The organism is Streptomyces sp. NPDC002817, from assembly GCF_053592055.1.
Map to the genome: position 1 here is coordinate 13,682 of NZ_JBSFUY010000003.1, position 21,844 is coordinate 35,525.

At 70.0% G+C, this 21,844-nt stretch carries 16 protein-coding genes and 5 tRNA genes; 12 read left to right on the top strand and 9 right to left on the bottom strand.

Annotated features, from left to right (window positions below; genetic code table 11):
* Positions 1-4 precede the first annotated feature (4 nt).
* A complete protein-coding gene (locus tag ACWD3I_RS05985; protein ID WP_365408982.1) occupies positions 5-1,120 on the bottom strand; it encodes a dihydrofolate reductase family protein in 1,116 nt (371 codons plus the stop codon).
* Positions 1,121-1,204: 84 nt separating this feature from the next.
* On the opposite strand from ACWD3I_RS05985, the gene ACWD3I_RS05990 reads away from it, so the two are divergent.
* The 3 genes from ACWD3I_RS05990 to ACWD3I_RS06000 all read left to right on the top strand — a co-directional run bounded on the left by ACWD3I_RS05990 (position 1,205) and on the right by ACWD3I_RS06000 (position 4,759).
* Complete coding sequence (locus tag ACWD3I_RS05990; RefSeq protein WP_365408979.1) at positions 1,205-1,717, top strand: MarR family winged helix-turn-helix transcriptional regulator; 513 nt, start codon at positions 1,205-1,207, stop codon at positions 1,715-1,717.
* Positions 1,718-1,833: 116 nt separating this feature from the next.
* Complete coding sequence (locus tag ACWD3I_RS05995; protein WP_365408976.1) at positions 1,834-2,469, top strand: GTP cyclohydrolase II; 636 nt, start codon at positions 1,834-1,836, stop codon at positions 2,467-2,469.
* Positions 2,470-2,545: 76 nt separating this feature from the next.
* The gene (locus ACWD3I_RS06000) at positions 2,546-4,759 is read left to right on the top strand and encodes an MMPL family transporter (RefSeq protein WP_365408973.1); all 2,214 of its coding nucleotides are present in this window, start codon (positions 2,546-2,548) and stop codon (positions 4,757-4,759) included.
* A gap of 59 nt (positions 4,760-4,818) precedes the next feature.
* Here the strand turns inward: ACWD3I_RS06000 and ACWD3I_RS06005 are convergent, their stop codons facing one another.
* On the bottom strand, positions 4,819-5,472 hold the full coding sequence (locus ACWD3I_RS06005; protein WP_365408970.1) for a response regulator transcription factor: 654 nt from the start codon (positions 5,470-5,472) through the stop codon (positions 4,819-4,821).
* Entirely contained in the window at positions 5,460-6,614 is a 1,155-nt protein-coding gene (locus tag ACWD3I_RS06010; protein WP_365408967.1) for a sensor histidine kinase, read from the bottom strand. The genes ACWD3I_RS06005 and ACWD3I_RS06010 overlap by 13 nt, the downstream gene beginning before the upstream one ends.
* Positions 6,615-6,821: 207 nt before the next feature.
* Here ACWD3I_RS06010 and ACWD3I_RS06015 point away from each other — a divergent pair, with 207 nt between their 5' ends.
* Positions 6,822-7,448: a restriction endonuclease gene (locus ACWD3I_RS06015; RefSeq protein WP_365408964.1), complete on the top strand. Its 627-nt coding sequence runs from the start codon at positions 6,822-6,824 to the stop codon at positions 7,446-7,448.
* A 67-nt stretch (positions 7,449-7,515) separates the two neighbouring features.
* Here ACWD3I_RS06015 and ACWD3I_RS06020 read toward each other — a convergent pair.
* From ACWD3I_RS06020 to ACWD3I_RS06035, 4 genes are all read right to left on the bottom strand, one after another.
* Positions 7,516-7,588 (bottom strand) — tRNA-Lys (locus ACWD3I_RS06020).
* A 109-nt stretch (positions 7,589-7,697) separates the two neighbouring features.
* Positions 7,698-9,251 (bottom strand): amino acid permease, encoded by a 1,554-nt coding sequence (locus tag ACWD3I_RS06025; protein WP_365408961.1) that lies wholly within the window; start codon positions 9,249-9,251, stop codon positions 7,698-7,700.
* 142 nt (positions 9,252-9,393) lie between these two features.
* Entirely contained in the window at positions 9,394-11,577 is a 2,184-nt protein-coding gene (locus ACWD3I_RS06030; RefSeq protein ID WP_365408958.1) for a DEAD/DEAH box helicase, read from the bottom strand.
* Positions 11,578-11,840: 263 nt separating this feature from the next.
* Positions 11,841-12,359, bottom strand: a complete 519-nt coding sequence (locus ACWD3I_RS06035; protein ID WP_365408955.1) for a hypothetical protein — start codon at positions 12,357-12,359, stop codon at positions 11,841-11,843.
* Between the two features lie 127 nt (positions 12,360-12,486).
* On the opposite strand from ACWD3I_RS06035, the gene ACWD3I_RS06040 reads away from it, so the two are divergent.
* The 8 genes from ACWD3I_RS06040 (at position 12,487) to ACWD3I_RS06075 (ending at position 19,633) form a co-directional block, all read left to right on the top strand.
* Positions 12,487-12,837 (top strand): metallopeptidase family protein, encoded by a 351-nt coding sequence (locus tag ACWD3I_RS06040; protein WP_365408952.1) that lies wholly within the window; start codon positions 12,487-12,489, stop codon positions 12,835-12,837.
* A 73-nt stretch (positions 12,838-12,910) separates the two neighbouring features.
* Positions 12,911-14,506: a metallophosphoesterase family protein gene (locus ACWD3I_RS06045; protein ID WP_365408949.1), complete on the top strand. Its 1,596-nt coding sequence runs from the start codon at positions 12,911-12,913 to the stop codon at positions 14,504-14,506.
* A 79-nt stretch (positions 14,507-14,585) separates the two neighbouring features.
* Positions 14,586-14,658 (top strand) — tRNA-Glu (locus ACWD3I_RS06050).
* Between the two features lie 38 nt (positions 14,659-14,696).
* Positions 14,697-14,771 (top strand) — tRNA-Asp (locus ACWD3I_RS06055).
* Positions 14,772-14,795: 24 nt separating this feature from the next.
* Positions 14,796-14,869: transfer RNA gene (locus ACWD3I_RS06060), tRNA-Phe, on the top strand.
* 310 nt (positions 14,870-15,179) lie between these two features.
* The gene (gene hrpA / locus ACWD3I_RS06065; RefSeq protein WP_365408946.1) at positions 15,180-19,133 is read left to right on the top strand and encodes an ATP-dependent RNA helicase HrpA; all 3,954 of its coding nucleotides are present in this window, start codon (positions 15,180-15,182) and stop codon (positions 19,131-19,133) included.
* Between the two features lie 94 nt (positions 19,134-19,227).
* Positions 19,228-19,302: transfer RNA gene (locus ACWD3I_RS06070), tRNA-Asp, on the top strand.
* 133 nt (positions 19,303-19,435) lie between these two features.
* Positions 19,436-19,633: a DUF6274 family protein gene (locus ACWD3I_RS06075; RefSeq protein ID WP_365408943.1), complete on the top strand. Its 198-nt coding sequence runs from the start codon at positions 19,436-19,438 to the stop codon at positions 19,631-19,633.
* 482 nt (positions 19,634-20,115) lie between these two features.
* On the opposite strand, the gene bldC is transcribed toward ACWD3I_RS06075, so the two are convergent.
* Together bldC and ACWD3I_RS06085 are read right to left on the bottom strand one after the other, a co-directional pair.
* The gene (gene bldC / locus ACWD3I_RS06080; protein ID WP_003949541.1) at positions 20,116-20,322 is read right to left on the bottom strand and encodes a developmental transcriptional regulator BldC; all 207 of its coding nucleotides are present in this window, start codon (positions 20,320-20,322) and stop codon (positions 20,116-20,118) included.
* Positions 20,323-20,864: 542 nt separating this feature from the next.
* Complete coding sequence (locus tag ACWD3I_RS06085; protein ID WP_365408939.1) at positions 20,865-21,707, bottom strand: hypothetical protein; 843 nt, start codon at positions 21,705-21,707, stop codon at positions 20,865-20,867.
* Positions 21,708-21,844: the final 137 nt, after the last annotated feature.

Below are 21,844 nucleotides of genomic sequence, written 5' to 3' on the forward strand. Positions count from 1 at the left end.
ATGCTCACCCCGGCAGATGAAGGTTCGGCCTCTTGGCCTGCTCCTCGAACTCCGGCAGCACCACGACGGACACCCCGGCCGCCGCCAGGAGCCCACTCCCGTCGGCTCCTTCCACGAACGTGTCGGGCTCCCGCCAGGCCGTCACCACCCGCCGCACCCCCGCCTCCAGAATCAGCCGGGCACAGGGCGCGGGGCGCGAGGCCCGCCGGGCGCACGGCTCCAGACTGCTGTAGACCGTCGCCGAGGCCAGCCTCGGATCCCCCGCCTCGATCTTCGCCAGCGCCGCCTCCTCCGCGTGGACCACGGAGTCGCCACCCTCCCTGGAGTGCCCGCGCGCGAGTTCCGTGCCGTCGGCGGCGACCACCACCGCGCCCACGCTGAACGCGGTCCGGGACGGCGGGCACAGGGCGGCCAGTTCGCAGGCGAGGCGGAGCCAGTGGCGGTCGGCGGCGGGGACGCCGGGTGCGGTGGGCTCGTAGCGCATGAGGACGACGTCCTCGATCTGCCGGGACTCGACCAGGCGCAGGCGCCCGCCCTGGTAGGCGCCGGGGCCGAAGAGGCGGGGGGCGGCCGCGTCGCCGACGAAGAGGGGGGCCAGGACCAGTTGGAGCTCGTCCGCCAGGCCCTGCTGGAGGAGCTGGGTGTGGATCTTGCCGCCGCCCTCGACCATGAGGCGTCGCACGCCCCGGGCCGACAGGTCCGTCAGGAGGCCGGGCCAGTCCAGGTCGGCGCCCAGGGAGACCACGTCGGCGGCCAGACCCGCCGTACGGGCCCGCTCCGCGCCCTTGTCCGTCGTATAGACGACCTTGTCGCCGCCCGTGTGCCAGAACTTCGCGTCGGGATCCAGGTCGCCCGAGCCGCTGACCGTGACCTTGAGGGGGTACTCCGGCTTGCCCGCCGCCACGCGGGCCGCGCGCCGCTGCGGGGAGTTGACCAGCAGGCGGGGGTTGTCGGCGCGGATCGTGCCGGCGCCGACGAGGATCGCGTCGACCGAGGCGCGGACCTCGTCCACGCGGTCGAAGTCGGCCGGGCTGGAGAGGAGCAGGCGGTCGGGGCCGGTGTCGTCGAGGTAGCCGTCGAGGGAGACGGCCGCGGAGAGGAGGACGTACGGGTGAGACATCGGTGCGGTCCCTCTCACTGTGGCGGGCTGAGCTGTGACGGCGGCGGGCTTGGTTCAAGTTTGAAACAAACCTACACTGGTGGCATGACGACTCGCTGGCTCACTCCGAAGGAGCAGCGCGCCTGGCGCGCGTACCTCGCCGCGTCGCACCTCCTCGAGGACGCGCTCGACCGGCAGCTCCAGCAGGACGCCGGCATGCCCCACCTCTATTACTCCATCCTCGCCAACCTCTCCGAGGCACCGGAGCGGCGGATGCGCATGACCGAGCTCGCCGAGGGGCTGAAGATCACGCGGCCCCGGCTGACGTATGCCGTGACCAGGCTGGAGAAGGACGGGCTGGTCGGGCGCGAGAGCTGTCGGTGGGACAAGCGCGGGAGCATCGCCGTACTGACCGAGGAGGGCATGGCGGAGGTGGAGCGGGCGGCGCCGGGACATGTCGAGGCGGTCCGCGCCGCCCTCTTCGACCGGCTCACTCCGGAGCAGGTGGAGCAGTTGGAGGAGATCTCCAGAGCGATCGCGGACGGGCTCCAGGAGGACACGGGTGACGAGGTGCCGTGGCGTCGGCGCTCGTCATCGTCGTGCTCCGGGGCCTCATGAGCCACCTCACAAACCCATTGCTTCAAATTTAAAGCATGGGGTAGGGTCTCCCCTCGTAGACCTGCTTCAAATCTGAAGCAGGTATGCCTACGGACCCTACGGACCGGAGTACCCGCATGACCGACTTCCCTGCCGCCACCCCGCGCTCCCGCGTCCGCGTCCCGCTGCGTTTCGGGGACGGCTACAGCGTCGACGCCGAACTCGTCACCTTCCACGGCCTGACCGACGGCCAGGAGCACGTGGCGGTCGTCCTCGGTGACCCAGGACCCACCCCCCTGGTCCGGCTCCACTCGGAGTGCCTCACCGGCGATGTCTTCGGCTCGGCCCGCTGCGACTGCGGCCCGCAGCTGCGCGAGGCGGTCGAGCGGATTGCCGAGCGCGGCGGCGTCCTGCTGTACCTGCGCCAGGAGGGCCGCGGCATCGGCCTCTACAACAAGCTCGACGCGTACGCCCTCCAGGACCAGGGCCTGGACACCTACGCCGCCAACACCGCGCTGGGCCTCCCCGAGGACGACCGCGACTACACGGCGGCCGCGCAGATGCTGAAGGCCCTGGGGATCGACTCGCTGGACCTCCTCTCCAACAACCCCGACAAGGCGGGCCAGTTGCGCGACCTCGGCATCGACGTCCACGACCGGGTGCCGACCGGCGTCTTCACCACCGCCCACAACGTCCGTTACCTGCGCGCGAAGGTCCTCCAGACCCAGCACACACTGCCGCTGGGCGAGTTGACGGAGCTCAACGTCGGCTGAGGGTGTAGCCCGCTCCACCCCGGTCCGGGTGAGCGCTCCCTCGTGACGGGGAGCGGCCGACGGAATCGTCTTCCGCATGGCTACTCTCCTTTTTCACCTGGGCCGCGCGTCCTTCCGTTTCCGGTGGTTCGTCGTCCTGTTGTGGGTGGCGGTGCTGGGCGCCGTCGGCTTCGCCTCGACGAAGGCGCCCACCCCCGCCGACGAGGGCTTCACGATGCCCGGCATCGAGTCCCAGAAGGCGTTCGACCTGATGGAGGAGCGTTTCCCGGGGGCCGCGGCCGACGGGGCGAGCGCCCGGATCGTGTTCATCGCGCCGAGCGGTGAGAAGGTCACCGCCGCCGACAACAAGGCCGCCGTCGAGAGACTCGTGCACTCCGCCGCCGACGGCTCCCAGGTCGCCTCCGCCGTCGACCCGTTCCAGGCGCAGGCCGTCAGCGAGGACGGCACGACGGCCTACGCGACCGTCTCCTTCAGCGCCACGGCCGACGACCTGACCGACGCCTCCAAGAGCCACCTCGAAACCGCCCTCGACCAGGCCCGGGACGCCGGTCTGACCGTCGAGGTCGGCGGTGACGCCCTGGCCACCAAGCCCTCGGCGGGCGGTGCGGCCGAGGCGATCGGCATCGCGATCGCGGCCGTGGTCCTGCTCATCACCTTCGGCTCGCTGGCCGCCGCCGGGCTCCCGCTGCTGACCGCGATCATCGGCGTCGGCATCAGCATGACCGGCATCCTCGCCCTGTCCGAGACCTTGGGCCTGTCCGCGAACACCGGCACCCTGGCCACCATGCTCGGCCTGGCCTGCGGCATCGACTACGCCCTGTTCGTCGTGTCCCGCTACCGCGAGGAGCGCGCCAAGGGCCGCGAGCCGCGCGAGGCGGCCGGACTCGCCGCCGGTACGGCCGGTTCCGCGGTGGTCTTCGCGGGGCTCACCGTCGTCATCGCGCTCGCCGGACTCTGGGTCGTCGGCATTCCGATGCTCACCAAGATGGGGCTGGCCGCGGCCGGCGCGGTCCTCGTCGGCGTGCTGATCTGCCTGACCCTGGTCCCGGCACTGCTGGGCTTCTGGCCGAACGCCGTGCTCTCGCGCGGCGCCCGCCGCAACTCCCGGCGACACCGCCGCAAGCAGCTGAGGACCGAGAACGGCGGCTCCCGCTGGGCGAAGCTCGTCGTACGCCACCCCCTGCCCGTCCTCCTCCTCGGCGTGGTCGGCCTGGGCGCCATGGCCACCCCCGTCCTGGACCTCCAGCTGGGCATGCCGGGCGACGAGGCGAAGGCCACCTCCACCACCGAGCGCCGCGCCTACGACGCCCTGGCCGAGGGCTTCGGGCCCGGCTTCAACGGTCCGCTGTCGATCGTGGTGGACGCGAAGGGCGCCGACGACCCGAAGGCGGCCGTGGCCACCGTCTCGAAGGAGATAGCCGCCACGGACGGAGTCGTCTCCGTCTCCCCCGCCCGGTTCAACCAGGCCGGCGACACCGCGATCTTCTCCGCGACCCCCTCCACCGCCCCGACCGACACGAAGACCCAGGACCTCGTCAAGACGATCCGCGACGAACGGCCGGGCATCGAGTCGAAGGCGGGCGTCGGCTACGAGGTGACCGGCCGGACCGCGCTGAACATCGACATCGCCGAGAAGGTCCAGGCGTCCCTGCTGCCGTATCTGGCGGTCGTGGTGGGCCTCGCGATCGTGCTCCTGCTGCTGGTCTTCCGCTCCCTGCTCGTCCCGCTCAAGGCCGCCTTCGGCTTCCTGCTCTCCGTGCTCGCCGCCCTCGGCGCGGTCGTCGCGGTCTTCCAGCAGGGCCACGGCGCCGAACTGCTGGGCGTGGAGTCCACCGGCCCGATCATGAGCATGATGCCGATCTTCCTGGTGGGCATCGTCTTCGGACTGGCGATGGACTACGAGGTCTTCCTCGTCTCCCGGATGCGCGAGGCGTACGTCCACGGCGACGCCCCGAAGCAGGCGATCGTCTCCGGGTTCCGGCACAGCGCCCGGGTGGTGGTGGCCGCCGCGCTGATCATGATCGCCGTCTTCTCCGGGTTCATCGGGGCCGGCGAGTCCATGATCAAGATGATCGGCTTCGGGCTGGCGATCGCGGTCCTCTTCGACGCGTTCGTGGTCCGCATGGCGATCGTCCCGGCGATCCTCGCCCTGCTGGGCCACAAGGCCTGGTCCCTGCCGCGTTGGCTGGACCTCATGCTCCCGAACATCGACGTCGAGGGCGAGAAGCTGAACCGCAAGCTGCCCGCACCGACGGCCGAGCGGACACCGGAGCTCGTGGCGACGCGCTGATTCTCGTACGACGATGCCGGGCCCTTCGCGTCGGAAGGGCCCGGCATCGTCGTATCGCGCTATGCCTGAGGTGTGTGCGCCAGATACGCCAGCACGGCCAGCACCCGGCGGTGGCCGCTGTCGCTCGGCGGCAGGCCCAGCTTCAGGAAGACATTGCCGACGTGCTTGTGGACGGCGCGTTCGGTGACGACCAGGGTCTTGGCGATGGTCGCGTTGTCGTGGCCCTCCGCCATGAGTTTGAGGGTCTCGCGCTCGCGGGGGGTCAGGGAGTCCAGCGGGGTGTTCTTGCGGCGGGTCAGCAGCTCGGTGACGACCTCGGGGTCCAGGGCCGTACCGCCGCCCGCGACCCGCTCCAGCGCGTCGAGGAACTCGTCGACCCGGCCCACCCGGTCCTTGAGCAGATAGCCGACCCCGCTGGTGCCGCCGCCCAGCAGCTCGGCGGCGTACGACTCCTCGACGTACTGCGAGAGCACCAGCACCGGCTGCCCGGGGAACTCCTTGCGGGCCTCCAGCGCGGCCCGCAGCCCCTCGTCGCGGAAACCGGGCGGCATCCGCACATCCAGGACGGCCACGTCCGGTCGCTGTTCCCGCACGGCCGGCATGACCTCGGGCCCGGTGCCGACGACGGCCACCACCTCGTGCCCGGCCGAGGTCAGCAACAGGACGAGGCCCTCCCGCAGCAGGGCGTTGTCCTCGGCGATCACCACACGCACGGCAGCTCCACTTCGATCACGGTCGGCCCCCCGACGGGGCTCGACACGTCCACGGTCCCGTCGAGCGCGGCGACCCGGCGCCGCATGCCGAGCAGCCCGGAACCGGAGGACTCGTCGGCACCGCCACCGCCCTCCACGTCACTGACCCGCACCCGCAGTCCGCGCTTCGTGCGCACGAGCCTGACGTCGGCCCGGGGAGAACCACTGTATTTGGCGGCGTTGGTGAGGGATTCGGCGACCACGAAGTAGGCGGCGGCCTCGACGGCGGCGGGCGCCCGTACGCTCTCGTCCATCGCGCCGTCGTCGATGGTGACCTGGAGCCCGCTGCCGGCGGCCAGCGCGCGCACGGCGCCCACGAGCCCCCGGTCGGTCAGGATCGGCGGGTGGATGCCGCGCACGACGTTGCGCAGCTCCGTCAGCGCCTGCTCGGCCTGGTCCTGGGCCTCGTCCAGCAGCTTGCGGGCGGTGTCGGGGTCACGGTCGTAGGCCCGCTTGGCGAGCCCGATGCGCATGGACAGCGCGACGAGGTTGGCCTGGGCGCCGTCGTGCAAGTCCCGCTCGATACGGCGGAGTTCGGCGCCGTGCGCGGCGATGGCGTCGGCACGGGTGGCGGCCAGCTCCTCGACCCTGCGGGTCAACTGCGCCTTCGGGGACGGCTTGAGCAGAGCCGTCGACCAGTCGGCCTCCAGGTCCGCGACCTTCACGATGAGCGGCAGTACGACCGGCTCCCGGCGCAGCAGCCCGCTCCACACACCGTCGACGACGAGCCCGACGGGCCACAGCGGCAGCGCGACGAAGAGCAGGGCGCCGTAGAGGTAGTACGCCACCATCCACCGGAAGTCGGTCAGCGTGCCGGGGTCCTTGACGGCCGTACGGAACCGCTCCCGGACGGTCCCGGTCAGCGGCTGGTACGCCTCGGGGATCCGCACGCCCGTCCACGAGGCCGTCAGCTGCCGCTTGGCTCCGGCGATCCGCCGTATGAGCAGCACCGTCTCGGGCAGCAGCCAGGCGCCGACCACCGCGAGCGTGCCGATGGCGGTGATCAGCAGCACGGTGACGAAGATCCACACACCGAACGCCATCGCGGCGGCCAGCAGGAGGTGGCCGGTGGCCCTCGCGGCGCGCCGCACGGTCTTCCACATGGGGGCAGGCTAGATGACCAAGGTGTCGGGAGACGGTGGAGCGGGCTCCACTCCTCGGGTGTAGCCCGCTCCACCCTCCCCGGACGGCGGGCAGGCGCACGCCCCGGGCGTGCGAAAACACCAGAACGGACTGTTCACCGACATAAGGGCCACCCTCCGCGTCTCCCGGTGGTAGATCTCTCCACCTGGCACACCTCGGGGGGATCCATGCGCGCGCCCACACGCGACCTCGTCCGGCCGTCCGAACCGATCGGAGTCGCCGGCTGCCTCTACGCGGCCGCCGCCCTCGTCCTGCTCCCGGCGGCACTCCTCGCCTGGGCCGACGGCAACGGCGCGGGCGCCTTCTTCATCCTCCTGCTCCTCGTGGGCGGCGGCCTCGCACTCGGCAGGCGCCGGGCCCGGCAGGCCGCGGAGCTCCATCGCGTCCGCACGCTGCGGTCCACGGAGGTGGCGCGCTACCACGCCATGGGCCCAAGGGAGTTCGAGCACGCCGTCGCGTTCCTCTGCGAACGCGACGGCTGTCTCGGGGTCCGGGTCGTGGGAGGCGCCGGCGACCTGGGCGCCGACGTCGTCGCCGACGCGCCGGACGGGCGCCGCGTCGTCATCCAGTGCAAGCGCTACGGCCCGACCACCAAGGTGGGCAGCCCGGACCTCCAGCGGTTCGGCGGCACTTGCTACAGCGTCCACAGCGCCCAGGTCGCCGCCGTAGTCACGACGTCCGTGTTCACGAAGCCCGCGGCCCAGTACGCGTCCGGCACCGGGATCCGCCTCTTCGACGAGTCCGCCCTCGCCGCCTGGGCCACCCGCACCGGCCCGCCGCCATGGGGCCCGTAGCGGCCGACAGGCCTCCGGGGACGCCGAAACCCCCACCTCAGAACAGTCTGACGCGGGGGCTTCCGGGTAGGCCCTGTGGGACTCGAACCCACAACCAATGGATTAAAAGTCCACTGCTCTGCCAATTGAGCTAAGGGCCCAGGCGATGTTGCCTCCCCGAGCATAGCCGGACGCGGCCGAGTCTCCGATCGGGTATCGGTGACACGGCCGCGCCGGAAGAGACGGGGCGAGCGGAAGCCGACCCAAAGATCACGGATCAACCGGTTCCGGCGCCCCCTTGCGTGCCGCCTCGCGGGCCCGTGTCCGCTCGTGCTCGGGGTTCAGGAACCAGTGCCGGGCCGAGGCCAGCCACCAGGCCGCCGCGAAGCCCAGGACCGCCAGGACGGCGATCGGCGCGTAGTTGAAGGTCTCCCAGGTGACCGGGGAGACCTGCGGCAGCATGAACAGGACCGTGATCACGCCGACCCACACCACCGACACCACACCGATCGCCCGGGACCAACGGCCCAGATGCCACGGCCCGCGCTCGAAGGCCTCGCCCTTGCGCAGCCGCAGCAGCGTCGGGATGACGTACGCGATGTACAGGCCGATCACCGCCACCGACGTCACCGCCGCGTAGGCCGTGTAGTTGATCAGGTACGGCAGTCCCAGGACCAGCGCCCCCGAAGCCGCCAGCCACACGGCCGCGACCGGCGTCCGGGTGCGCGGGCTGACCGTGTGCCAGACCCGCGAGAACGGCAGCGCGCCGTCACGCGAAAAGGCGTAGATCATGCGGCTGTTGGCCGTCACCGAGGCCATCCCGCAGAACAGCTGTGCCCCGATCACGACGAGCAGCAGCAGCTTGCCGGCGGTCGCGCCCAGGGCGTCCAGCAGGATCTGCGCCGGGGGCGCGCCCGTCGAGGAGTTCAGCGCGCCGTCGTAGGACTGGATCGCGAAGGTGAAGCCGAGCAGCAGCACGAAGCCGGCGATCCACGACGTCCAGATCGACTGCACGATCCCCTTCGGGCCGGCCGTCGACGCGTCGTGGGTCTCCTCGGTCATATGGGCGGAGGCGTCGTAGCCGGTGAACGTGTACTGGGCCATCAGCAGGCCCAGCGCGACGACGTAGACCCCGCTCCCCCAGCCCGTGTTGTTGACGAACTCCGTGAACACGAAGGACGCGGACTGGTGGTGGTCCGGTACGAAGGTCAGCGCGCCGACGATCACCGCCACGCCCACCACGTGCCACCACACGCTGACGCTGTTGAGGATCGCGACGATCCGTACGCCGAAGGTGTTCAGCAGACCGTGCAGCGCGAGGATGCCCGCGAACAGCAGGATCGTCCGGCCCGGTGTCACCTCGAAGTCGAACTGCAGGTTCAGGTACGCGCCGAGGAAGGACGCGGCGCCGAAGTCGATGCCGGCGGTCACCGCGACCTGGCCGAGCACGTTGAACCAGCCCGTGAACCACGCCCAGGCGGCCGCGGTCCGGCTGGGGGCGAGCTTGTGCGCCCAGAAGTACAGGCCTGCCGAGGTCGGGTACGCCGAACAGATCTCGGCCATCGACAACCCGACGAACAGCGTCATCAGCCCGACCGCGACCCAGCCCCAGATCATCACCGAGGGGCCGCCCGTGTTCATCCCGAACAGGTACAGCGTCAGACAGCCCGACAGCACCGAGATGATCGTGAAGGAGACCGCGTAGTTGGAGAACGCCGACATGCGGCGGGCCAGAACCTGCGTGTAGCCGAGCTGGGCGAGGCGTTCCTCGTCGGAGAGTCCGGAGGCTCCCGACTGCCCACTCGCTATGTCGTCATCTGTCATGCCCCCAGCAATTCCCTCACTGGGGGCGTGACACACGTCACAACTTGGCTAGAAAGAGCCGCTTCGGAAAAGGGCTCCCCCAACGACAGAGCGCCGCGGCCCCCGGAACGGGGACCGCGGCGCTCGGCCTGCTTACTTACCGTCAGCCGTTGCGCTTCCAGCGCGGCTTGTCGTCGCGGCGCCCGAAGGAGCCGGTGCCGGTGCCGGTACCCGTGCCGCGGTGGTCGTCACGACGGCCCTGCGGGCGGTCGTGGCCGCCGGCGCGGAAGCCGGGGCGGTCGCTGCTGGCCTGACGGTCGCGGTTGAACGGACGGTCGCTGCCACGGTGGCCGGACGGACGGTCGTCGCGACGGAAGCCGCCACGGTCGTTGTCACGGTTGAAGCCACCCGACGGACGGTCGTCGCGGCGGTCGAAGGAACGGCCACCACGGTCACCACCATCGCGACGGTCATCGCGGCGGAAACCACCCGAGGGGCGCTCGTCGCGGCGGTCGAAGGAACGGCCACCACGGTCACCACCATCGCGACGGTCGTCACGGCGGAAACCACCCGACGGACGGTCCGACGGACGGTCGTCACGGCGGAAGCCGCCACGGTCGTTGTCACGGTTGAAGCCACCCGACGGGCGGTCGAACGAACGGCCGCCACGGTCACCGTCACGACGGTCGTCCCGGCGGAAACCACCCGACGGACGGTCGTCGCGGCGGAAGCCGCCACGGTCACCGTCACGACGGTCATCGCGGCGGAAACCACCCGACGGACGGTCGTCACGACGGTCGCGGCGCTCGTAGTTGCCCCGCTCGTCGCGCTGCTGACGCGGACGCTCGTACGAAGAGGAGGACTCCTCGCGCACCGGCGCCTCGGCGGCGGGCTGCTCGGCCGCCGCGGCCTCCACGACGGCGGCGGCCTCGGCCACCGCGGTCTCCGGGTCGTCGCCCCGCTCGCGCGCGGCACGGGCGACCAAGCGGTCGGCCTCCTCGCGGAGCTCGGTCGCGCGCCGGGTGGCCCGCTCCAGGTCCTTCGTGAGCTGCGTGACCTCACGCTCGGCCTGCTGCGCGGCGTCGCCCGCAGACTGCGCCTGGACCTCGGTCATCGAACGGGCGCCGGTGATGTCGGCGACCTCGGGCTCGAAGGCCGTACCGGAGTTGATGATGTGACGGCCGGCGTCGACGCCCGCGTCCTCCATCAGCCGGAAGATCTGGCGGCGCTGGTGCGGCAGGGAGAGGGAGACGACCGTGCCCGTGCGGCCGGCGCGAGCCGTACGGCCCGCACGGTGCAGGTAGTCCTTGTGGTCACCGGCCGGGTCCACGTTCAGGACCAGGTCGATGCCGTCGACGTGGATACCGCGGGCGGCGACGTCGGTCGCGACGAGCGCGTTGACGTAACCGTCCTTGAAGTCGGCGAGGACGCGGGTACGGGCACCCTGCGTCATGCCGCCGTGCAGCGCGTCGGCCTTCACACCGGCGTCCTGGAGCTGCTCGGCGATGCGGTCGGCGCCCAGCTGGGTGCGGACGAAGATGATCGTGCGGCCCTTGCGGGAGGCGATGGCCGCGGTGACCGGCGCCTTGTCCTTGGGCTTCACGATGAGGATGTGGTGGGACATCGTCGTGACGTTGCCCTGGGCGCTGTCGACCTCGTGCGTGACCGGGTTGGTCAGGTAGCGCTTGACCAGCGTGGAGATCTCGTTCTCCATCGTGGCCGAGAACAGCATGCGCTGGCCGCCGCCCGGGATCTGGTCGAGCAGCTCGGTGACCTCGGGCAGGAAGCCCAGGTCGGACATCTGGTCGGCCTCGTCGAGGACGGCGACCTCGACGTTCGCCAGGGAGCAGGCGCCGCGGTTGATGATGTCGCGCAGCCGGCCCGGGGTGGCGACGAGGACGTCGACACCGCGCTCCAGGGCGTACATCTGGTTGCTCATCGACGTGCCGCCGCAGACGACCTTCATCTTGAGGCCGAGGACGTCGCCGTAGGGCTGGAGGGCGTCCGCGACCTGCATCGCGAGCTCACGGGTCGGCGTGAGGATGATGCCGCGGGGCTTCTTCTTGTCGGTGTGGCCGCCGGACAGCTTGGTCAGCAGCGGCAGACCGAAGGAGAGGGTCTTGCCGGAGCCGGTGCGGCCACGGCCCAGGATGTCCTTGCCGGCCAGGGCGTCCGGGATGGTCGCGGCCTGGATCGGGAAGGGGGAGGTCACGCCGTTCTGGGCGAGCTTGCGCACAACGCCCTCCGGGAGACCGAGAGTGGCGAAGGTGACCTCGGGGGTCTCCTCGACGATCTCGTTCTCGCCGTTCTCGGGCATGACGGCGTGATCAGAACTGGAAATGGACATGCGTATGCGAAACCTTCCGGAGTCTCGTCGGCACGCGCCCGTCAACTCCGTGATTCGCAATACGACCGCCTCTATGCGGTCAGCCACGGCAAGGGAGAGAACGCGCCACACGGCGCGCTCTGCGTTGGCGCCGGGCAAATGGGATCAAACGATCTACCACCATACGCACCCACCACCCCCGAAGGCAAACCGGGTCCCATTGACGTACGTCACACCCGGCTCCCACGGGTCTTCCCGCCCGGAGAACCGCCCGCCCCGCCGCCCTACGCCGGTGTCCCCGCCGCGGGTGCCGGCTCGCGTTGGGCCAGTTGCGGCTCGGCCTCCTGGTGGGCGGAGGAGGACGGCTCGGCGACCGTGGGGGTCGGGGAGGGCGGGTCCGGGGTCGGAGTCGGCGTCGGGGTCGGCTCGGGCGTCTTCGTCGGGGCGGGCTGGGTCTTCGTCGGGGTCGGCTGCGGTTTGTCCGGCTTGCCGGGCTTGACGTCCGCCGAGGGCGACGCGCTCTCCCCGGCCGACTCCGACGCGGAGGGCGACGCCGACTCCCCCGCCTTCCCCTTGCCCTTCTTCTTCCCGTGCTTGCCGTCGGCCCCGGCGGCCCCGTACCCACCGCCCCCGCCCGGCACCGCCGGTCCGCCGTCCGGCGCGTCCCCGCCCCGCTGCCCGGCGGAGTGCGACGGCTTGGCTCCTTTGCCGCCGTCGTCGTCGCCCACACTCATACAGCCGGCGGCAGCGGCGACCGCCATCACCGTGGCGGCCAGACGGACGGGTACGTACAAGGGGCGCACGGGCAGCCACCTCCGAGGGCGGTTGAGAGAGTCAACCCGTTCAACTCCCGCCGCCCACAAGAGGACACGCGCGAGACCCACCCGCACCCGCCTCCGCTCCAGGCACCCCGTCCCCGACAATGGCCCTGTGCTGGAGATGACGCGCGAAGCCTTCGAAGAACTCGTGAGCCAGGCCCTGGACCAGATCCCGCCCGAGCTGACCCGGGTCATGGACAACGTCGCCGTGTTCGTCGAGGACGAACCTCCCGCCGACGACCCCGAACTGCTGGGCCTCTACGAGGGCACCCCGCTCACCGACCGCGGCGAGTGGTACGCCGGCGTGCTGCCCGACCGCATCTCGATCTACATGGGTCCGACCCTGCGGTTCTGCGAGACCCAGGACGACGTGGTGCACGAGGTCGCCGTGACCGTGATCCACGAGATCGCCCACCACTTCGGCATCGACGACGAGCGGCTCCACGAACTGGGCTGGGGCTGACCGAGGACTCCGCCCCAGCCGCTCACCACAGCGGAGCCGCATATCCACCCCCGCACTTGGGCATACGGGACCAATGGCCCGCGTCCCCGCCGCAGTCCTGAACGTCCTGGTCCGCCTACGCCGCTCACCGCGCACCCTCGCCCGGCACTACCGCACCCGCCGCCCCCTGCCGACACTCGAACTCGTCCACCAGCCGCACCCGTGGGGCCGGGCCGTCGGGCTGGTGGCCGTCGTGCTGCTCGGGGCGTGGCTGGGCCTGCTGATCGTCGGCAATGTCCGCACCCCCGTGGGCCCCATGAACACGACGATGACCCTGCGCCCGTCCTTCACCGGCGGCACGAAGATCAACGTCTCCCCGCTGGGCGCCCTCCAGCTGGACAGCCACCACGCCCCCGTCCGTCTGGACGTCAACGTCGACCAGCTCGACCCGGTCCGCTCCCAGGCCCTGGTCGACCACCCCGAACGCCTCTCCGGGCTCCAGGACGAGGTCACCGAGGACGTCGAGCACGGCACCCTCGACCTGGCCGTACGGTCCTGCGTCGCCGTCGTCGTGGGTGCCACCGCCCTCGGCCTCGCCGTCTACCGGCGCCCCCGCCGCGCCCTCGCCGCCGGCGGCCTCGCCCTCGGCCTGCTCGCCGCGTCCGGCGGGACGGCGTACGCCACCTGGAACCCCGACTCCGTCCTGGAGCCGAAGTTCTCCGGACTGCTCTCCTCGGCCCCGTCCCTGGTCGGCAACGCGCGCAACATCGTCACCGAATTCGACGTCTACCAGCAGGAGTTGGCGCGCCTCGTCACCAACGTGACGAAGCTGTACGACGTCACCTCCACGCTCCCCGCCTTCCAGCCGGACCCCACCACCATCCGGGTCCTGCACGTCTCGGACATCCATCTGAACCCGGCCAGCTGGAAGATCGTCGCCTCGCTGGTGGAGCAGTACCAGGTGAACGTCATCGTCGACTCCGGCGACACCATGGACCACGGCACGGCCGCCGAGAACGGCTTCCTGGACCCCATCGAGGACCTCGGGGCGCCGTACGTGTGGGTGCGCGGCAACCACGACTCCGGTGTCACCCAGCGCTACATGGAGGGTCTGAAGAACGTGCACGTCCTCGACGACGGGCGCGCCCAGAGCGTCGCCGGCCTGCGCTTCGCCGGCATCGGCGACCCGCAGTTCACCCCCGACCGCAGCGAGGGTCCCGGCGCCGAGGAGACCCAGGAGGCCGCGGGCGCCCGTCTCGCCGCCGCGCTGCGCGACTGGACGACCGCCGGAAAGCCCGTGGACGTCGCCGTCGTGCACGAGCCGTCGGCCGCGCGGGAGGTCGACGGCTCGGTGCCGCTGGTGCTCTCCGGTCATCTGCACCACCAGGAGATGGAGGTCCTGCGCAACGGCACCCGGCTGCGCGTCGAGGGCTCCACCGGCGGCAGCGGGCTGCGTGCGGTGGAGGGGAAGTACCCGGACCCGATCGAGGCCTCGATCCTCTACTTCGACCGCGACTCCCGGCGCCTGCAGGCCTGGGACGAGATCAGACTCGGCGGGCTCGGCCTGACGACGGCCGAGGTCAGCCGTCACCTGCCGGAGGAGAACCTGCCGGGCGCGACTCCCACCCCGAGCCCCACCCCCAGCCCCGCCCCGACGCCGTCCCCCACCCCGTCCGACAGCGCTCCGTAAACCGTTTTGGCGATACCTCCCGGCATCCCATATGCTTCTCACGTCCCCGACGCGCTGAGAAGCGCAAGGCGGGCCGATAGCCCTCATCGTCTAGCGGCCTAGGACGCCGCCCTTTCAAGGCGGTAGCACGGGTTCGAATCCCGTTGGGGGCACGCAACACCGTGTGCGACACTGTTCGCACACAAAGCCAGGTCCTGTGGAGCAGTTTGGAGTGCTCGCCACCCTGTCAAGGTGGAGGCCGCGGGTTCAAATCCCGTCAGGACCGCTGAGGTTTCCTCGGAAACCTCGTGGCTGGGTAGCTCAGTTGGTACGAGCGATCGCCTGAAAAGCGATAGGTCGCCGGTTCGACCCCGGCCCCAGCCACTCAGTACGAAACCCCCTCCAGGGCAACCGGAGGGGGTTTCGTCGTTCACAGAGAGCGCCCCTTCGTCCAGCGCACCACGACCGCCGAGGTCACCGCGACGATCACCGTGAAGGGCGTGCTCCAGGAGCCTTCAAGGCCCAGCAGGACGGCACCTGGGTGCCCGTCTTCCGGTACCCCGGCAGCAAGCACTTCGTGGGCAGCGGCACGGAGGACCACGTCGACGTGCGGTGACGCACACGGGAGTGCGAGAGGGGGCGTGCCCAAAAGGGTTCGCCCCTTCTTTGTGCGGGATGAGATCCTGGATCGCGTATGTCTACGCATCCTGCCCCCGGTGCCCCGGCCCTCGGCACAATCGCCCCTCGCCTGACCGAGCTCTCCCTGCGCGACGCGCAGCGACTCGGGCGCAGGCTCGAAGGCGCGCGCAAGATCCGCAAGCCCGAGGCACGGTCCGCCGTGCTCGCCGAGATCGAGGGCGAGGTCGTCAGGGCCGAGGAGCGGATGGCCAAGCGGCGCGGACGTGTGCCCGCCGTCAGCTATCCCGAGCAGCTGCCCGTCAGCCAGAAGAAGGCCGAGATCGCGGACGCCATCCGTGATCACCAGGTCGTGATCGTCGCGGGTGAGACCGGGTCGGGCAAGACGACCCAGATCCCGAAGATCTGTCTGGAGCTGGGCCGTGGCGTCCGCGGCATGATCGGGCACACGCAGCCCCGTCGTATCGCCGCGCGGACCGTGGCCGAGCGGGTCGCCGAGGAGCTGGACACTCCGCTCGGTGAGGCCGTCGGCTGGAAGGTGCGGTTCACCGACCAGGTGAACCAGGACGGCACCTTCGTCAAGCTGATGACGGACGGCATCCTGCTCGCCGAGATCCAGACCGACCGCGAGCTGCTCGCCTACGACACGATCATCATCGACGAGGCCCACGAGCGGTCCCTCAACATCGACTTCCTGCTGGGCTATCTCGCGCAGCTGCTGCCGAAGCGGCCGGATCTGAAGGTCGTCATCACCTCGGCGACCATCGATCCCGAGCGGTTCTCCCGGCACTTCGGTGAGGCGCCGATCGTCGAGGTCAGCGGCCGGACGTATCCCGTCGAGGTCCGCTACCGCCCCCTCCTCGAAGAGGACTCCGAAGACTCCGACCGCGACCAGATCACCGCGATCTGCGATGCCGTCGAGGAGCTCCAGGGCGAGGGCAAGGGCGACATCCTGGTCTTCCTCTCCGGTGAGCGGGAGATCCGGGACACCGCGGACGCGCTCAACAGGAAGAACTACCGGTTCACCGAGGTCCTGCCCCTGTACGCCCGGCTCTCGCACGCCGAGCAGCATCGTGTGTTCCAGCCGCACACCGGGCGCAGGATCGTTCTGGCAACGAACGTCGCCGAGACCTCGCTGACCGTCCCGGGCATCAAGTACGTCATCGACCCCGGCTTCGCCCGGATCAGCCGCTACAGCCACCGCACCAAGGTCCAGCGGCTCCCCATCGAGGCGATCTCGCAGGCCAGCGCCAACCAGCGCAAGGGCCGCTGCGGTCGTACGTCCGACGGCATCTGCATCCGGCTCTACACCGAAGAGGACTTCGAGGGCCGCCCCGAGTTCACGGACGCGGAGATCCTCCGTACGAACCTGGCCTCCGTCATCCTCCAGATGACCGCGGCCGGCCTCGGCGACATCGAGAAGTTCCCCTTCATCGACCCGCCGGACCACCGCAACATCCGCGACGGCGTGCAGCTGCTGCAGGAGCTCAACGCCCTTGATCCGGCACAGAAGGACGCGCGCAAGCGGCTCACCGAGACCGGCCGCAAGCTCGCCCAGCTGCCCGTCGACCCGCGCCTGGCCCGCATGGTCCTGGAGGCCGACAAGAACGGCTGTGTCCGCGAGGTCATGGTCATAGCCGCCGCCCTGTCCATCCAGGACCCGCGCGAGCGCCCGGCCGACAAACAGACCCAGGCCGACCAGCAGCACGCCCGCTTCAAGGACGAGACCAGCGACTTCCTCGCCTATCTCAACCTGTGGCGGTACGTGCGCGAGCAGCAGAAGGAGCGCGGCTCCTCGTCCTTCCGCCGGATGTGCAAGCAGGAGTACCTGAACTTCCTGCGCATCCGTGAGTGGCAGGACATCTACACACAGCTGCGCACGGTCGCCAAGCAGATGGGCATCCATCTGAACGAGGAGGACGCGGCCGACCAGAGCGTCCATGTCTCCCTCCTCGCCGGTCTGCTCTCGCACGTCGGCATGAAGGACGTGAAGGACGGCAACAAGAACGAGTACCTGGGCGCCCGCAGCGCCAAGTTCGCGATCTTCCCCGGCTCGGCGCTCTTCAAGAAGCAGCCGCGGTTCGTGATGTCGGCCGAGCTGGTCGAGACGTCCCGGCTCTGGGCCCGCGTCAACGCGAAGATCGAGCCGGAGTGGGTCGAGCCGCTCGCCGGGCACCTCCTGAAGCGGACGTACTCCGAGCCGCACTGGGAGAAGGACCAGGCGGCCGTGATGGCGTACGAGAAGGTCACGCTGTACGGCGTACCGATCGTCGCCCAGCGGAAGGTGAACTACGGCCGGATCGACCCGGAGGCGTCCCGCGAGCTTTTCATTCGCAACGCGCTCGTCGAGGGCGACTGGCGAACGCACCACAAGTTCTTCGCCGACAACCGCAAACTCCTCAGCGAGGTCGAGGAGTTGGAGCACCGGGCGCGGCGCCGGGACATCGTGGTCGATGACGAGACGCTCTTCGACTTCTACGAGCAGCGGGTGCCCGAACACGTCGTCTCCGGCGCCCACTTCGACTCCTGGTGGAAGCACAAGCGCCATGAGCAGCCGGACTTCCTGGACTTCGAGCGGGAGATGCTCATCCGGGAGTCGGCGGAGGCGGTCACCAAGGACGACTATCCGGACTCGTGGCGGCAGGGGCAACTGAAGTTCCGTGTGACGTACCAGTTCGAGCCGGGTGCGGACGCGGACGGTGTGACGGTCCACATCCCGCTCCAGGTGCTCAACCAGGTCACGGACGAGGGCTTCGACTGGCAGATCCCGGGGCTGCGCGAAGAGGTGGTGACGGAGCTGATCCGTTCCCTCCCCAAGCCGATCCGCCGCAACTACGTACCGGCGCCGAACTTCGCGCAGCGCTTCCTTGCCGCGGCGGTCCCCCTCCAGGAGCCGCTGACCCTCACCATGGCCCGTGAGCTCAAGCGGATGGTCGGGGTGCCCTTCGACGCCGAGGACTTCGACTGGTCGAAGGTCCCGGACCATCTCCGCATCACCTTCCGGATCGTCGACGAGCGGCGCCGCAATCTCGCCGAGGACAAGAACCTGGAGGCGCTGAAGCTCCAGCTGAAGCCGAAGGCGCGCCAGGCCCTCTCGCAGGCGGCCGCGGCGACGGCGGAACGCCAGGGCGGCGAGTCCCTGGAGCGCAAGGGCCTGACCGACTGGACCATCGGCTCCCTCACCCGCGTCTTCGAGACCCGCCGCGCCGGCCAGCCGGTGAAGGCGTACCCGGCGCTGGTGGACGACGGCGACACGGTCTCCGTACGCCTCTTCGACACGGAGGCGGAGCAGGCGGAGGCGATGTGGAAGGGCACGCGGCGGCTGATCCTGCGCAACATCCCGGTGAACCCGGCGAAGTTCGCGTCGGAGAAGCTGACGAACCCGCAGAAGCTGGCGCTCTCGGCGAACCCGCACGGCTCCATCCAGGGCCTGTTCGACGACTGCGCGATGGCGGCGGCGGACCGGCTGATCGCCGACTTCGGGGGGCCGGCGTGGGACGAGGAGTCGTACCGGAAGCTCTACGACAAGGTGCGTGCCGAGATCGTCGACACGACGGTCCGTACGGTGGGCCAGGTGCAGCAGGTCCTTGCCGCCTGGCAGGCCTGTGAGCGCCGTCTGAAGGCCGTACGCAGCCCCGCGCTGCTGGCGAACCTCCAGGACGTACGCAAGCAGCTGGACGCCCTCGTGAAGCCGGGCTTCGTGACGGAGACGGGGCTGCGTCGTCTGGCGGACCTGATGCGCTACCTGGTCGCCGCGGACCGGCGCCTCCAGCAGATGCCGACGAGTGTCCAGCGGGACACCACGCGCATGGAGAAGGTCCACGAGATGCAGGACGAGTACGCCTGGCTCCTGGAGCAGATGCCCCAGGGCCGCCCGGTCCCCTCCTCCGTGCTGGACATCCGCTGGATGATCGAGGAGCTCCGGGTCAGCTACTTCGCCCACGCGCTGGGCACGGCGTACCCCGTCTCGGACAAGCGGATCGTGAAGGCGATCGACGCCGCCGTCCCGTAACCACCCCCGCACGCTGGGTGAGTTCGCGCACGGGGCTCACCCTCCTGTACAGTCCTTCTCGCAGCGCAACGCAGCAATAAGCGCCGCAAAACCTGGTCCTGTGGAGCAGCTTGGAGTGCTCGCCACCCTGTCAAGGTGGAGGCCGCGGGTTCAAATCCCGTCAGGACCGCAACAGAGAGCCCGGATCTTCGGATCCGGGCTCTTTTGCGTTCCATGCCGTCTGCGCCGTCTTGACGGCGTCACATTCGCTCGGTACTCCAGAAGCCAGGGCTAGTTCCCCGTGCAGCCTCTGGAGGTGGCGTATGGCGGCTTCGGCCAGGCACGAGACGCGGGCGTTGCTCCGTGCGCATCTGTCATCGGCCGCTACCTCCTATCGCCGCCATCTGACGCGGCACTGCCCGATCTGCCATCAGCTGCTGCGGCTCGCCATGGACTCCGCCCCGCGGGCCGACGAGGCCGACGGAGAGGTCGCCGAGGACGAAAGCCCCTCGCCCGCGTGACCACCGGCGGCCCCAACGACCGTACGGACGTGGGGCGGTGGAACGCGTGCCTCCTCTAGCGCACATGCGCCAGAGGCAACAAGGACCCTGGCATGTGACGGGTGTCACCGCATGAGTTTCTGAAACCGCGGTACTTACACCTCACCTACAACTGGTCAATTTAATATGTGCAATTGCACCAGCCCGTAGGGCCGACCAGTCGGTACGTCGGAAGCCGTCCACAGGAGATCCGACACCCCTCCCCAGACTCCGACAAGCCCGCTCACAGCGCCGCGTGCCGGCCCACATCCCACACGTGAAGCGCACAAAAAAGATCGCGCTGGACTCGGCGGAGTCCAGCGCGATCGACGACGCACCCTGTGATGTTCTGGGATGAGCTTGGGCGTGGGTTCTGTTGGGGCAGTACCCGCGTCGCTTGGAGCTTGGTCGCGGACGCCTCGGCACGTTGGGGGACCTGCCGGTTTGTCCGCTATTCAGTTGGTTCAGGCCTCGCTGCGCTGCTGGGGGATGCCCGCGAGCAGTGCGCGGACCTCCGCCTCGCGGTAGCGGCGGTGCCCGCCGAGCGTACGAATGGACGTGAGCTTCCCAGCCTTCGCCCACCGCGTGACCGTCTTCGGGTCGACGCGGAACATCGTGGCGACCTCAGCCGGGGTCAGCAGCGGCTCGGCATCAGGGGTGCGAGCGGTCATGAGCGGCCTCCTCGGGAGAACCGAACCTTCTCGGTTCTTTCCTCTAAATTCTGCACCTTGACCCGCGTTGCCCGAAATGGCGGACGCGAGTCGAGTCGGTTATAGGACGAACGGCTTGTCCTCGGCACTACAACTACACCATCTGTCCAGCCGCGTCGGCCAAACCGATGGAATTGCCCCCCAGGTGTTCATCGGCGACAGAGACCGATGGACCATGCCATAGCGGACAGTCACGCCACTGTGACGATCAGTCACAGAGCGATCAGGAGTCACCAGACCCCCCAAAGCGGAACCTCCCCCGGGCCCCTTGTCCTATTTTGGCATGAGGAGGGGGAAGAGATGCAAGAGCCGGGTACGTGCGGTCCGTCACGCTTGACACACAGTGAGGCGTACGCCCGGATCGGGACCTACGTCCCTTGTTGGCGGAGCATCAGGGGAAACTTGGTGACACCTTGACCGAGGACGAAACCCCAAAACGGGCGTCAGGTCAAACGCCAGTTCGTGACCAAAGTGACCCAGGGCACACTCAGTTCACGGAACACCTAGTTCGCGGACCGCCGGTCCCGGACCGAACGCCACCGCTCCACGAGCCGCGCGTACGCCTCCCCCGCGGCCGCCCCGTCGCCGAGCCGCAAGGCCTCGATGCCCGCGGCCACGTCGGCCGCAGAGTGGTCGTCCTCGAGCTCGCCGGGCGGCAGGGTGTGCACCAGACCGCCGTAGTCCAGTTCGACGTGCGAGCGCGGGTGGAACTCCTCCAGCCAACGCCCCACGTCCACCAGGCCGTCGGTCAGCGGTCCCTCGTCGACGGTGTCCTTCAGGGTCCGCAGGGCCCGCGCCACCCGCCGCCGGGCCTGCACCATCGGCGTCCGGTAGCGCAGCGTCGGCGGGATCTCGCCCGAACCCTTGTCGAAGGACCGCTCCTCGTCGGCCACCAGCACGAACCAGTGCAGCGGCACCTGCCAGGTCGAGGTGCGGATCCAGGGCCGGGCGTCGGGGTTGCGGACCAGCCAGCGCTCGTAGTCCTGGGCCGCCTGGCGCCGTACGACCTCCGGCAGCACAGCGTCCAGGACCGGCTTCGGCAGCTCCTCCGGCAGCTCCTGGAGCGCCTGCCAGCCGCGCAGCCGGGTCCGCCAGGGACAGACGCAGACCACCCCGTCCACGTCCAGCACGAACGCGTCGGCGCTCTCGTGCACCGGCACCGGGATCGGCGGGGTGGGCAGCAAGTCGGCCAGGGAGCGGCGCAGTTCGTCCTGGTACGAGGGGCGGTCGGGGCGGCGGGCGTAGCGCATCCAGTGGCCGCGTTCCGGCTCCGGGAAGGCGGCCAGCGGCTCGTACACGCGGAGATAGGTCGCGTACGGGACGACCACCGAGGACACCTTGGGCACGCCTGCTCCCTCCCCCGCCCACTGCCAGGAAAACCTGCGGAACCCGCTCACAAACGGGCGGGAAATCTATGCAAATCGTCGCACGGGGGTACTCCGCCGGTAGGTGATCCTGAGCACGGCGCCGTGGGCAGCGGCAC